Origin of the sequence: Collinsella intestinalis (genome assembly GCF_902501455.1) — a bacterium.
GTDB classification, from domain to species: domain Bacteria; phylum Actinomycetota; class Coriobacteriia; order Coriobacteriales; family Coriobacteriaceae; genus Collinsella; species Collinsella intestinalis.
Genome location: NZ_CABWIC010000003.1, coordinates 52309 through 63875 on the forward strand (window position 1 = coordinate 52309; position 11567 = coordinate 63875).

Below are 11567 nucleotides of genomic sequence, written 5' to 3' on the forward strand. Positions count from 1 at the left end.
AAAAATGGCCTATCATACTGTCCCAGGCAACTTATGGCCTCGGTTTGTCCGCGCGCTGTCATATCGTGTGGAGCCGAGGTTTTCCCATCATTGTGGCATGTACGGGTTAGTAGAGCGATTCGCGGAGGAACGCCATGAAGATCATCAAGCGCAGCGGTTCTGAGGTCAACTTCGACATCCAGAAGATCATCGACGCCATCAAGGGCGCCAACAGCGAGGTCAAGGAGGCCGAGCGCCTCACCGATCGCCAGGTGGTCTACGCCGCGCAGAACGTCGCCGATCGCTGCGAGTCCGCCGGCCACACCGTCTCCGTCGAGGAGATCCAGGACATGGTCGAGGATGAGATCATGGCCCTCGACCGCTTTGAGGTCGCTCGCCGCTACATCATCTATCGCTACGTCCAGGGCCTCAAGCGCCAGAAGAACACCACGGACGATAAGATCTTGTCCCTTATCGAGTGCAACAACGAAGAGGTCAAGCAGGAGAACTCCAATAAGAACCCCACGGTCAACTCCGTGCAGCGCGACTATATGGCCGGTGAGGTCTCCAAGGACCTCACGCAGCGCGTGCTCCTGCCCGCCGAGATCGTCGAGGCCCACAACGAGGGCATCATCCATTTCCATGATTCCGACTATTTCGCCCAGCACATGCACAACTGCGACCTCGTGAATCTCGAGGACATGCTGCAGAACGGCACGGTCATCTCCGGCACGCTCATCGAGCGCCCGCACAGCTTCTCCACCGCCTGCAACATCGCCACGCAGATCATCGCCCAGGTCGCTTCGTGCCAGTACGGCGGCCAATCCATCTCGCTCACGCATCTCGCCCCGTTCGTCGAGGTGAGCCGTCAAAAGATCCGCCGCCAGGTCGATGCCGAGCTCAAGGAGCTCGGGGTCGAGGCGCCTGAGGAGAAGGTCTCCGAGGTCGTGGAGACCCGCCTGCGCGACGAGATTCGCCGTGGCGTTCAGACCATCCAGTACCAGGTCGTCACCCTCATGACCACCAACGGCCAGGCTCCCTTCGTGACGGTGTTCATGTACCTCAATGAGGCCCGCAGCGAGGCCGAGAAGCGCGATCTTGCCATGATCATCGAGGAGACCCTGCGCCAGCGCTACGAGGGCGTGAAGAACGAGGCGGGCGTGTGGATCACCCCCGCGTTCCCCAAGCTCATCTACGTCCTCGAGGAGGATAACGTCTACGAGGGCTCCGAGTACTTTTACCTGACCCAGCTCGCGGCCAAGTGCACCGCCAAGCGCATGGTGCCCGATTACATCTCCGAGAAGAAGATGCGCGAGTTCAAGCTCTCCAAGGGCGAGACCGAGGGCAACGGCGATTGCTACACCTGCATGGGCTGCCGCAGCTTCCTCACGCCCGATCGCACGGGTAACGGCTATGACAATGTTGCCCGCGCCAAGAATTACGAGCCCGGCAAACCCAAGTACTATGGTCGTTTCAATCAGGGCGTTGTGACCATCAACCTGCCTGATGTGGCTCTCTCCTCCCAGCGCGACATGGACAAGTTCTGGGAGATCTTCGATGAGCGCCTGGAGCTGTGCCATCGCGCCCTGCGTTGCCGCCACGAGCGCCTGCTGGGCACCCTGTCCGACGCCGCCCCGATCCTGTGGCAGTATGGCGCCCTGGCACGCCTGGATAAGGGCGAGAAGATCGACAAGCTGCTCTTTGGCGGGTATTCCACCATCAGCCTGGGTTATGCCGGCCTGTATGAGTGTGTGAAGTACATGACGGGCGCGAGCCACACCGACGAGCATGGCACGCCGTTCGCCATGGCGGTCATGCAGCGCATGAACGACAAGTGCAACGAGTGGAAGGCCGCCGAGGATATCGACTACTCCATCTACGGTACCCCGCTCGAGTCCACCACCTACAAGTTCTCCAAGTGCCTGCAGCGCCGCTTCGGCATCATCCCCGGCGTGACGGATAAGGGCTACATCACCAACAGCTACCACGTCCATGTGTCCGAGGAGATCGACGCGTTCGACAAGCTCAAGTTCGAGAGCCAGTTCCAGCGCCTGTCCCCGGGCGGCGCCATCTCCTACGTCGAGGTGCCCAACATGCAGGACAACCTCAAGGCCGTCATCCGCGTCATGCAGTACATCTACGACAACATCATGTACGCGGAGCTGAACACCAAGAGCGATTACTGCCAGGAGTGCGGCTTCGACGGTGAGATTAAGATCGTGGAGGACGACGGCAAGTTGGTGTGGGAGTGCCCGCATTGCGGCAACCGCAACCAGGAGACGCTGAACGTCGCCCGCCGTACGTGCGGCTATATCGGTACGCAGTTCTGGAATCAGGGCCGTACCGAGGAGATTCGCGATCGCGTGCTGCATCTGTAGGGGGCGATCCTGGCGGGCTGTCCGGGCGCATACCATCCGCTGCTCGGGCAGCCCTGCTCACGACGAAGGCCCCACCGGGCCTTCTGTTCGTGCGGAACTCGCGACGGATGGTATGCGCCCGGACAGCCCCTGCTCTTGCCCTGCAGTTGCTATGGTTATGTGGGGCTGTGCTGCTAGGGCCTCGGGCTGACGCATGAGGGCTCTTGAGGAGGAATCGGGCTCATGAACTACGCTGAGATCAAGCATTTCGATATCGCCAACGGCGAGGGGGTTCGTACGACGCTGTTCGTGTCCGGATGCCGCCGGGGGTGTAAGAACTGCTTCAACGAGGTGGCGTGGAACTTCGCCGCGGGCAAGCCGTTCACGGCCGAGGTGGCCGACGAGATCATCGAGAGCCTGCGCCCGGCGTATGTCGACGGCCTGACCATTTTGGGCGGCGAACCCATGGAGCCGGATAATCAGGAAGGACTCGTCGCCTTCGTCGAGCGCGTGCGTGATGAGTTTCCGCGCGAGAGTGGCAAGACCATATGGTGCTTCACGGGGGATACCTGGGATGTGGAGCTCGTGGACGGTGGCCGCCATCACACTGAGTTCACCGATCGCATCTTGAGGTGCGTGGATGTTTTGGTGGATGGCCCCTTCGTGCAGGACCTGCATGACATCACGCTTCGTTTCCGGGGATCTTCGAATCAACGCCTCATCGACATGCCCGAGACGCTCGAGGCCGTTGCGGCGGGGATTGCCCCTGCGGACGCCGTGCGCCTATGGGGGGATGAGCGCGTTTACGCCACGCACGCGATGGATTAAGCGCGGTTGTCGACGCGTGGTACCATATCTTGCAGATTGAGTCGCGAGGCACCCCGTGGTGCGAGGAAAGCTGGTAGAGATGGTCGATCAGGACAAGGTGCGCGAGGCGGTTCGCCTGCTGCTCGAGGGTATCGGCGAGGACCCCACGCGCGAGGGGCTTGTCGAGACACCCGACCGCGTTGCGCGCATGTATTCCGAGCTTTGCGACGGCATGGACCGAAGCGCTTCCGAGCATCTGTCCAAGACCTTCGCCGTCTCCGGCGACGACCTCGTCATCGAGCGCGACATCACCTTCTACTCGCTGTGCGAGCACCATATGCTGCCGTTCTACGGCAAGGCGGCCATCGGCTACATTCCCAACGGTCGCGTTGCGGGACTTTCCAAGCTTGCCCGCACGGTCGAGGTCTTTGCCCGTCGTCTGCAGCTGCAGGAGCAGCTGACCGCGCAGGTCGCCGATGCGCTCATGGCCGAGCTCGACTGCAAGGGTGCCATCGTGTACATGGAGGCCGAGCATATGTGCATGACCATGCGCGGTGTCCAAAAACCGGGCACAAAAACCGCCACTCTCGCCCGTAGGGGTGCGTTCGTCGAAAACCCAGAGCTCGAGGCAAGATTTTTCCGTATGCTAGACAGGTAGGGTGTTTTACCCGCTGAATCTGCTGAGGCGGCGCGTTGGCGGGAGTACCCGCCCGCGCCGCCTTATTCGCATATGCGAGGGGCCTCCAGCGGAAGAGGGGATCGAGATGGGGGAGAATCTGCCGCTCATCGAGGTGGTCGATGAGATCGGTTCGACCAATGCCGAAATGAAGAGACGCGGCCGTGAGGGCGCGCCGCATGGCGCCGCCCTTCGTGCACGCGTTCAGACTGCCGGCCGTGGTCAGCGCACCCATGTGTGGGCGTCTCCCGCCGGAGGCCTGTATCTCTCGGTTCTTCTCAGGCCCGATGTGTCCGCCACCGCGTTGCCCGCTTTGCCCGTTGCCTGTGCGATGGGCGCCATGGGCGCTTTGCGTGAGGCGGGTTGCCCGGGCGCGCGTCTCAAGTGGCCCAACGACATCGTCGTGGGTGGCCGCAAGCTCGCGGGCGTGCTCACGGAGCTCGCCATGTCCGACGAGGGCGCGTTCGCCGTGTGCGGCATCGGTGTGAACATCGAGACCCTCGAGCTCCCTGCGAGTGACGGCGCCTTGGCTCCGCTGCCGGCGACGGGACTGCGCGACGCCCTCGCCCCCGGGGCCTCCTGTCCCGATTTGGACGTCCTTGCCGATGCCATTCGAGACGGCATCCTCAAGTTCGTGGAGGGCTGGTCGGCGGCCGACCGTTGGAATCGCAAATACCCGAGCCCGGATAGCTCCGCGCAGCAGACGTCGAGCGCCGAGGTCGATCGTTGGATCAAAGATCCCGTGCGTGGCGGAGCCGAAGGCCCTCTGGCGCCGCTGCTTGCCGCATATAACGCCTCGTTGGCGTTTATCGGCACGCGGGTCCGCGTCATCACCATCGAGGGCGAGGAGTTGGTCTGTGGGCTGTTCTTGGGCGTCGATGGGTATGGCCACGCACTCGTTTCGCACGATGGGGGCATCGTGGACACCTATGACGCCGTGGATGTCTGCATCCGTCCGGCGTAGACCCTACCCGCTTCATAGAACGTGGTCCGTGGCCCGCGACGTTGCCGTCGCGGGCCACGGTGCGTTCGGGACGCGCGGGCAAGCCGTTGTTCGACCGGGCAAGGAGGTCGAGCATGAAAATGCGGGCGCCCGCGAAGGAGATGCGGGCGCCCGCCGTAGGGAAACGCTATGTTGCGCGGTCTTTACGCCACGTCGATGGAGACGTTGACCTCTTGGACGGGGACGTCGTAGAACGGATCCTCGCGGCGACCCAGGAAGTCGCGTGCCTGCTCGGGGAACAGGGCATAGGACAGCACGTCCTCCTCCGAGCGGGCGTATTGCGAGATCTCCTCGCGCAGGCGCGGCATCGCGGGTTCGATCAGGTCGGCCGGACGGCAGGTGATGACCTCGTCGTCGCCGATGATCTGGCGGCGGATCTTCTCGGAGATGGTCACGGGCGGACGGCCGTACTGGCCGCGCACGTAGTCCTTGATCTCGGCGGGGACGACTTTGTAGCGCTCGCCGGAGATGACGTTCATGAGGGCCTGGGAGCCCACCATCTGGGACAGCGGGGTTACGAGCGGCGGGTAGCCCAGGTCGGCGCGGACGCGCGGGACCTCGGCCAGGACCTCGGCGTACTTGTCCTCCACATGCATGTCCTTCAGGTTGGCGAGCAGGTTGGAGAGCATGCCGCCGGGGACCTTGTACAGCAGCGCCTTGGGCTCGACGGCCATGACCTTGGGGTTCAGGCCGCCCTCGTCCAAAAAGCGGTTGCGGATGGGCAGGAAGTGCGCGGCCACTGCCTCGAGCTTCTCGATGTCCAGACCGGTCTTGTAGCCGAGGGCCTCAAGGGCGATGGCCATGGACTCGGTGGCGGGTTGGCTCGTGCCCTCCGCGAAGGGGGAGGAGCAGGTGTCGATGATGTCGGCACCTGCCTCGACGGCCTTGAGGTAGGTCATCTGGGCGATGCCGGCGGTGCCGTGCGTGTGCACCTGCAGGGGCAGGTCGCACGATGCCTTGATTTCGCTTACGAGCTCGAAGGCAACATCGGGGGTGAGGACGCCGGCCATGTCTTTGATGCAGATCGAGTCGGCGCCGGCGCGGGCCATCTCGTTGGCCAGGCTCACGAAGTAGCGCACGGTGTGCACGTCGCTCGTGGTGTAGGAGATGGCGGCCTGGACCTCGCCGCCCGCCTCCTTGGCGGCGCGGATGGAGGTTGTAAGGTTGCGGGTGTCGTTCAGCGCGTCGAAGATGCGGATGACGTCGATGCCGTTCTCCACGGATTTCTTCACGAGGGCCTCGACCACGTCGTCGGCGTAGTTGCGGTAGCCGAGCAGGTTCTGGCCGCGCAGCAGCATCTGCAGCTTGGTGTTCTTGACGTGGGCGCGAATGGTGCGCAAGCGCTCCCACGGGTCCTCGTTCAGGTAGCGCAGGCAGCTGTCGAACGTGGCGCCGCCCCAGACCTCGAGGGACTCGAAGCCGCAGCCGTCGAGCGTCTCGAGGATGGGGAGCATGTCCTCGATGGGCATGCGCGTGGCGATCTGACTTTGCTGGCCGTCGCGCAGGACGGTCTCCATGAAGCGAATCTTGCGAGTCATGGCTTTACGCCTCCTTCGACGGCGGGAAGAGTCGGGCGAGGGCGAGCGAGATCACGTAGATGACGAACATGACGATGAAGATGCCGCCCCAACCCAAGATGAGGATCTGGATGGCGAGGGACAAGTCGGCGGAAAGTCCGAGCGATGCGATGAGATCGGTCATTGCCAGCACCCCTTTCTAGAGCAGAAGGCCGAGGACGAGACCGCCGGCGACGACCGAGGCGATCTGACCGGCCACGTTGGCGGCAGCGGCCTGCATGAGGATGAAGTTGCCGGGATCCTCCTCGGTGGCGAGCTTTTGCACCACGCGGGAGGCCATGGGGAAGGCGGAGATGCCCGCGGCACCCACCATGGGGTTGATCTTCTCCTTGCGGAACAGGTTCAGGAACTTGGCGAACATGACGCCGCCCACGGAGTCCATGATGAAGCCGATGAGGCCGAGGCCCATGATGATGAGCGTGTCGAACTGCAAAAACTCGCTGTACTCCATCTTCACGGAGACACACAGGCCCAAAAGGATGGAGATGAGGTTCACGAGTTCGTTTTGGGCGGAGGCGGAAAGCGAGTTGAGCACGCCGCACTCGCGCAGGAGGTTGCCGAACATGAGGAAGCCCACGAGCGGCAGGGACACCGGGGCGATGAGGCCGGCGACCACGCAGATGGTGACGGGGAAGAGGATCTTGGCCGTCTGCGAGACCTGGCCGGGGCGGTAGGTCATGCGGATGGCGCGCTCCTTCTTGGTGGTGCAGGCCTTGATGGCGATGGGCTGGATGATGGGGACGAGCGCCATGTAGGAGTACGCCGCGACCATGATCGCGCCCATGTACTTCGAACCGAGCGAGTTGGCCACGAAGATCGAGGTGGGGCCGTCCGCGGCGGCGATGATGCCCGCGGAGGCGGCGTCGGCGATGTCGAAGCCGAACACGCCCGTGGCCACGATGGTCACGAAGAAGATGCCGAACTGCGCAGCCGCGCCGAACAACAGCAGGAACGGGTTGGCGAGCAGCGGGCCGAAGTCGATCATAGCGCCGATGCCGATGAACAGCAGCAGCGGGAACAGTTCGGTCTCGATGCCGGCGTCGAACAGGATCTGGAACGGTCCGGGCTCGGTGCCGGTCATGAGGACGCCGGATGCGGGGATGTTCACCAGGATGGTGCCGAGTCCCATGGGCACGAGAAGCGTGGGCTCGTACTCCTTCTTGATGCCCAGGTACATGAGGACGCAGCCGATGAGGATCATCGCGATGCGCCCCGGCTCGGCGATTAGCGCCTGCACGCCGTCGAGTAGGATTTCCATAGTGCCTCGTTTCTGGATAAAAGCGCCGCCTCATCGGCGGCGCGTCGGAGTGGGTGCGCTTAGGCGAGGGTGAAGAGCGTGTCGCCCGGGTTCACCATGGCGCCCTTCTCGACGTTGATGGAAGCGATGGTGCCCGCCTGCTCGGCGACGACCTCGTTCTCCATCTTCATGGCCTCGAGGATCATGACGGGCTGATTGGCGGTGACGACGTCGCCGACTTTCACGTGGATATCGAGGATGGTGCCGGGCATGGGCGCGGTCTGGGCATGGGAGCCCGCCGCCACGGGAGCTGGGGCGGCGGCAGGTGCCGGGGCGGGCTCGGGTGCGGGAGCCGGGGCGGCAGCCGGCGCCGGGGTGGGCGCAGGTGCGGCGCTTGCGGCGGGGGCGGCGTCTGCCGGGGTCGGGGTGGGGGCGCCGACCTCCTCCATCTCGACCAAGTACTGGGTTCCGTCGACGGAGATCTTGAATTTACGCAGCATGGCTGCCCTCCTCTTTCATCTTGTAGATGTTCTTGACCGTAAATGAGCTCTTCTCGAGCGCGCCGGCGGCGAGTGCCGTGGCGATGACCGAGACCGTGCGGTACTCGGGATTTGCGACGAGCACGCGCTTCACGCGAAACTCGCTGCTGGGGTGATCCCCCGCGGCGATAGCCGACGCGATGACGCACACGTGCTGATGCTCGCGCGGGTCGACGGGGAGAAATGCCGGAAGCGGTTCCCAGGCGTCTCCGTCGCGATCGGCGGCGTTGGCGGCGTCCGTCGTCGCGGCGGTGACGGCGATCGGGGCTTCAGCTGAAGGCTTCTGTTCCCCATGACCCGTGTGGCGTTTGATCCAAGAGCGTAGTCCCATGGCCCTTCCTTTCCCGTGCGATGCGCGTTCGATCGGAGTCGGCGCACAACCTCACGAAGGCCCATGCTAGCGAGATTTGTAGGAATTGTGGCGCTTGCAAGCGCCATCTTCGGTGACTGGTAGGAATTGGCCGGGGCGGTGGTGTTTCGTTTTAGCACTGGCGAAACACCTTGCGTTGTGTTCGCGCCGTTTTGCCGTCTCGGCCGTGCCGCGCACGCCGTATTGGGTACAACATGGAAACGAGTGTCGACGTTTGGGGGCGAACATGGAACGCATAGCCGCGATCGCTGAGAGTGAGCTGTTCACCCGCTGTCTGTCGGGGATCGAAGCCGCGGAGGTCGATCGGGTTTTTTGCCGCCATGGGTTGCCCCATCTGCTCGATGTCGCCCGCATCGCCTGGATTCTCAATCTCGAGAGGGGCTGCGGCCTGCGTCGGGATGTGGTCTATGCCGCGGCGCTGCTGCACGATATCGGGCGTGCCGCCCAGTATCAGACGGGAGAGCCCCATGATGAGGCAGGAACGCGCGTCGCGGTCGAGGTCTTGGACGCTCTGCCCGAGCCCTTGCGTTTCAGTGGGACCGACCGCGCGGCGATCTTGTACGCGGTGGGGGGCCATCGCGGGGCCCTTGCGGGACGGGAGGGGGATGCGCATGAGGGGCCTGCCACGGCCGATGTCCTCGCGCGTCTCATCAAGGAGGCCGACGGCCGTTCGCGCGCCTGTTTTTCCTGTGCGGCTCGTGACGCCTGCTATTGGTCGGAAGAGCGCAAGAACCTGTCCATGGATATATAAGCGCGCGTCCCGCTGGGGACGCGTATCGTCAAAGGAGCACATCATGGATACGAAGCATCTGCCTGAGAACATCGTGGACGACCGCGGCACGCTTGCTTGCCGCGATGCCGGCCTTCCCGCCACGCGCCGCCAGCTCGCGCATGTGGAACCCGAGCACCTTCGGGCCCTCGACCGCATTTCGATTGAGGGCCTTGAGGTGTTTGCCAATCACGGCGTGTTCCCGGAGGAGAACGCCCTTGGCCAGAAGTTCGTGGTGAGTGTGACGTTCTACACTGACACGCGCCGAGCCGGCGAGACCGACGACTTGTCGGCCTCGATTCATTACGGCGAGGCGGCCCATGCCATCGACGAGTTCATGCGCGCGCATACGTTCAAGCTCATCGAGGCGGCCGCCGAGGGCGTGGCCGATATGCTGCTCGGGCGCTATCCGAGTGCGTACGGCGTGCGCGTCAAGCTTGAAAAGCCCTGGGCGCCCGTGGGACTGCCGCTGAGCTCGGTCTCCGTCGAGATCGAGCGCACGCGCGCGTAGCTACAAGGGCGAGGTGAAGCCCGTCTCATAAACTTGATCTAATAATTAAAGGCGCTAGATGGTCCTTGCTTTTGGAACGTCTTCGTGGGTCGGCCCCATCGCCTCGTCAGCTTCTTTCGTGTGTTCCAATGGATGGTGTAAGCTCGATTTGCTTTGAATCCATCAAATGTATTCCAGCTGCGGGGGGGGGGCAGGAGAGCTCGTTCCGAATTTGTTCGAAAAGCTCTATCTCAAGCACGGCCCGTCGTGCAAACGTCTTTGTGGGGGGGGGGGCATACTGTCATCGGCGTGCAGATAAAGTGAGACCCAGCAGCGCCACAAACATTGGGATCTTGGAGATAGTGGGGCGATTCTTGGACGCTGGATGAGTGTGGCTGGCGCTTTGGGTGCGCAAGCTCATAGTGAAGGCCGGCCGGGATTGCGACATGATTCCCGATGAGCTATCCCCGCCATCCGGAAAACCGTTATATGCTCGCCCTTCGGAGTAGCGGGGCGAGCGTAGCCCCGTCTACGAGATGGTCGATTCTGTTGGGCGCGCAATTTGCGACTTGATAGTCCTTGCATGGCGCACAGGCTGCGCGGCTTGCTATCTTTTCACGGTCTGTTCGGGAGTGCCAGAAGCTAACGGGGGAGGGGAGTCTCCGTGAACGATCTCGCGCGCGATAATAATGGGCCGGCGCTTGCGGCTCTGTCATTGGCACATTGGACTAGATTGACAAATTGGCAAGCCGAACATCAGTTAAATATGTAGAAAATATGAATCAGTCTTTTAATTGAGTGAAATAAATGTGATGAAGAGAACGGTAATATTATCTGATAGGGCAAATAATTCTTTGAAGAAGAATTAAGAAAATGACTCAAAGAACAAGACTGCAAATGAAAACACGACGATATAGCCCCTATCAAAAATGCTACTAGTAATATATTTATATTAAATATAAGCAATTGCTATCAAATACGTTTAAAGAAATATTTGTTGCCAACAAACATTAACCCAGAGGGTTTGGAAATTGGTCAGAGTCTAGTTAGAATCAAATAAAGCAAGTGCCGGTGGGACAGCTTTGTGCAAAAGGTGCACGGCGGCAAACTGCTTGGTACGTTTGGAGGTACTACATGAAATTTGCAAAAGGAAGAAATGTGGCGATCACCGCGGGCTTGTGTGCTGCGCTGACTATTGGTCAGACCATCGCACCCGTGTCGCAGGCATTCGCGCTGTCGAACCAGGTTTCCGCGCAGGAGCGTGACGCTTCTGGCGAGCCCGTCGAGTTCACGACCGTGAACTTCTACGTCGGCGGCAAGGTCGTCTCCACCGCGGCGTTCCCGTCCGGGACCGCCTTCGCCCAGTTCAGCTCCTCCGCCGACGGCGCCTTCAAGGTGCCCGCGGGCAAGGTCCTCGCCGGCTGGAAGTGGACCGGCGACTCCGACAAGAACCTCATCCCCGGCGACTACAAGGTCGAGGGCGAGTCCGCGAACGTCGAGGCCGTCTTCGCCGACGCCGCCAAGCCCGTCGAGTTCACGACCGTGAACTTCTACGTCGGCGGCAAGGTCGTTAACACCGTGGCGCACAATTCCGGGACCGACTTCGCCCGGTTCCGCTCCTTCGCCGACCCCTATGTCAAGGTGCCCGCGGGCAAGGTCCTCGCCGGCTGGAAGTGGACCGGCGACTCCGACAAGAACCTCATCCCCGGCGACTACAAGGTCGAGGGCGAGTCCGCGAACGTCGAGGCCGTCTTCGCCGACGC

General features: G+C 62.4%; 12 protein-coding genes. 7 read left to right on the forward strand and 5 right to left on the reverse strand.

The features are described from left to right. Positions 1-134: 134 nt before the first annotated feature. From nrdD to AOBCEHNH_RS00965, 4 genes are all read left to right on the forward strand, one after another. Positions 135-2357, forward strand: a complete 2223-nt coding sequence (gene nrdD / locus AOBCEHNH_RS00950; RefSeq protein WP_152062821.1) for an anaerobic ribonucleoside-triphosphate reductase — start codon at positions 135-137, stop codon at positions 2355-2357. Between the two features lie 222 nt (positions 2358-2579). After that, entirely contained in the window at positions 2580-3164 is a 585-nt protein-coding gene (nrdG, locus tag AOBCEHNH_RS00955; RefSeq protein ID WP_152062822.1) for an anaerobic ribonucleoside-triphosphate reductase activating protein, read from the forward strand. 79 nt (positions 3165-3243) lie between these two features. Then, the gene (folE, locus tag AOBCEHNH_RS00960) at positions 3244-3801 is read left to right on the forward strand and encodes a GTP cyclohydrolase I FolE (protein ID WP_152062830.1); all 558 of its coding nucleotides are present in this window, start codon (positions 3244-3246) and stop codon (positions 3799-3801) included. Positions 3802-3907: 106 nt separating this feature from the next. Next, the gene (locus tag AOBCEHNH_RS00965; RefSeq protein WP_152062823.1) at positions 3908-4783 is read left to right on the forward strand and encodes a biotin--[acetyl-CoA-carboxylase] ligase; all 876 of its coding nucleotides are present in this window, start codon (positions 3908-3910) and stop codon (positions 4781-4783) included. A 182-nt stretch (positions 4784-4965) separates the two neighbouring features. Here the strand turns inward: AOBCEHNH_RS00965 and AOBCEHNH_RS00970 are convergent, their stop codons facing one another. The 5 genes from AOBCEHNH_RS00970 to AOBCEHNH_RS00990 are packed head-to-tail and all read right to left on the reverse strand — an operon-like array spanning position 4966 to position 8506. After that, positions 4966-6360: an oxaloacetate decarboxylase subunit alpha gene (locus tag AOBCEHNH_RS00970; protein WP_152062824.1), complete on the reverse strand. Its 1395-nt coding sequence runs from the start codon at positions 6358-6360 to the stop codon at positions 4966-4968. Between the two features lie 4 nt (positions 6361-6364). Beyond that, positions 6365-6523, reverse strand: coding sequence for an OadG-related small transporter subunit (locus AOBCEHNH_RS00975; protein ID WP_182279429.1), 159 nt, complete (start codon positions 6521-6523; stop codon positions 6365-6367). A 15-nt stretch (positions 6524-6538) separates the two neighbouring features. After that, entirely contained in the window at positions 6539-7657 is a 1119-nt protein-coding gene (locus tag AOBCEHNH_RS00980; RefSeq protein WP_152062825.1) for a sodium ion-translocating decarboxylase subunit beta, read from the reverse strand. 59 nt (positions 7658-7716) lie between these two features. Beyond that, positions 7717-8136 carry an acetyl-CoA carboxylase biotin carboxyl carrier protein subunit gene (locus AOBCEHNH_RS00985; protein WP_118103796.1) on the reverse strand — a complete coding sequence of 140 codons (420 nt, stop codon included), beginning with the start codon at positions 8134-8136 and terminating at the stop codon, positions 7717-7719. After that, positions 8126-8506, reverse strand: a complete 381-nt coding sequence (locus tag AOBCEHNH_RS00990; RefSeq protein ID WP_118103794.1) for a hypothetical protein — start codon at positions 8504-8506, stop codon at positions 8126-8128. The genes AOBCEHNH_RS00985 and AOBCEHNH_RS00990 overlap by 11 nt, the downstream gene beginning before the upstream one ends. A 265-nt stretch (positions 8507-8771) precedes the next feature. On the opposite strand from AOBCEHNH_RS00990, the gene AOBCEHNH_RS00995 reads away from it, so the two are divergent. From AOBCEHNH_RS00995 to AOBCEHNH_RS01005, 3 genes are all read left to right on the forward strand, one after another. Next, entirely contained in the window at positions 8772-9296 is a 525-nt protein-coding gene (locus tag AOBCEHNH_RS00995) for an HD domain-containing protein (protein WP_152062826.1), read from the forward strand. Between the two features lie 43 nt (positions 9297-9339). After that, positions 9340-9825 (forward strand): dihydroneopterin aldolase, encoded by a 486-nt coding sequence (gene folB, locus AOBCEHNH_RS01000; RefSeq protein ID WP_152062827.1) that lies wholly within the window; start codon positions 9340-9342, stop codon positions 9823-9825. Positions 9826-10962: 1137 nt separating this feature from the next. After that, on the forward strand, positions 10963-11567 hold a 605-nt coding region (locus AOBCEHNH_RS01005; RefSeq protein WP_152062828.1), incomplete at its 3' end, for a hypothetical protein.